Here is a 1,579-nt window from a genome sequence, read left to right as displayed (position 1 = left end):
ACCACGACGCCAACCCCATCGACTACGCCCACGAACTCGGCCACCAACTCGGCCTCCGCGACGAATACCAGGACGACACCGTCCCCCACCGCCCCAACATCAAGGGAAGCCTCCTCGGCAACTACCACCAACCCCCACCCGACGCACTCCCCCAAGCCCAACTACGCCAACGCCACCTCCAACTCCTCGCCACCCTCATCGGCAACACCGACATCCAGCACAGCAACGGCAACGGCAACTGGAAACAAGCCCGCAACGCCGGCACCGCATCCGCCCGCAAGCACACCTGGATCGACCCCGTCTCCCAACCCCTCGGGCCCGAGAGCGACGACAACACCACGCAACGGGACGCCGACGCCGTCGCCCCCCGCATGCTCCCGATACCACCCGGACTCCGCCGACAAAACTCCGACTCCGACTCGGACGCAGCCGACTCCGACGACACCGACTGGGACGCACCCCTCCCGACCCCGTCCGGCCCGTCCACGGCACCACGCTCCACGTGGGCACAGCCCCCCGTCTCCGCGCCGAGTCCCGTGCAGTCACCGCCCTCGCCCGAACCCGCGCAGGACGACGAGGCAGAGCAGAGCACGCCGTTCGACGCATCGTCCCTGGTCACCTACGTTCTTCCGGACAACCTCCCCGAGGGGCCGTTCAACGCACAGACCCTGTGGTCGCTGGCACCCCCGATGGAATCCTTCGCCGTGGTCACCGACACCCGACGAGGCCTGACGGTCCCGCTCAAGTACCCGGAGCACCATCCGGCAGCAGCCGAGTGGAGCGACTCCTGGGACGGCTTCGCCGCCTTCGACGCCGTGATGGAACCGGCCGACAAGTACCTCGACCTCGTCATCGAACGGGCCGAGTACGTACGGGCCGACGACAACGCACCCGGTAGCGAACGGGACTCAGCGGAACGCCTGTTGAAGACCAACACCCTCCTCAAGGACGACGGCTGGCGACCCGAGTACCGAGTTGAGTTCCTCCGCGTACAGATGCTCCTGACAGAACACGGTCTGCTCGACCGACTCCCCCGCGAACTCGTCAGCAACCCCGACTGGCAGCGGCAGAACGACGTGCAGGACCCCGAGGACACACCGTGGGCCCTGGTCGATCCCGCCGACATGACCGGCCCCATCGGCGGTTCCCTGCGGGGCGCTGACGGTGTGTCCGCCGAGTTCCACACCTGGCTGGACGGAGTCGGCGGAGACAGCCACTGGCTGACCGCCTGGGCCGACGAACAGGCGGGCGGATCGATCAACACCGAACCCCAACGGTTCAAGGTGCTGATCAGCCACTTCCGCCCACCGAATCGGGGCGGTGGGTACTACATGGCCGGCTTGGACAGGGACCTTCGGCACGACGCTTTGGAGTTGGACGGCCGAGAATATCCCCTCACGCGCTTCGACCCGGAATACCTGCAAGATCACGCGATCTACCTGCGCAGCATGATCGCCCAGCACGTCTTCACCTATGAAGTGCTCACCCGGGTGAAAATGCCCAACGTCGATCCCACCGAAGGAGTCGTCCAGCTCATCCGCCTCGAAAAGCGGAGCCTGCTGGAAGACCAGAACGGCGG

The 1,579-nt window shown here is 66.5% G+C and carries 1 pseudogene; it reads left to right on the top strand.

Annotated elements, in window-relative coordinates:
* Window positions 1-1,579: pseudogene (locus ACWD3D_RS36810) on the top strand (hypothetical protein); the annotation flags it as partial.

It is taken from the genome of Streptomyces sp. NPDC002690 (assembly GCF_053592415.1).
The sequence above is the reverse complement of the archived record's forward strand: the minus strand, read 5'-3'. Positions and strand labels throughout refer to the sequence as shown.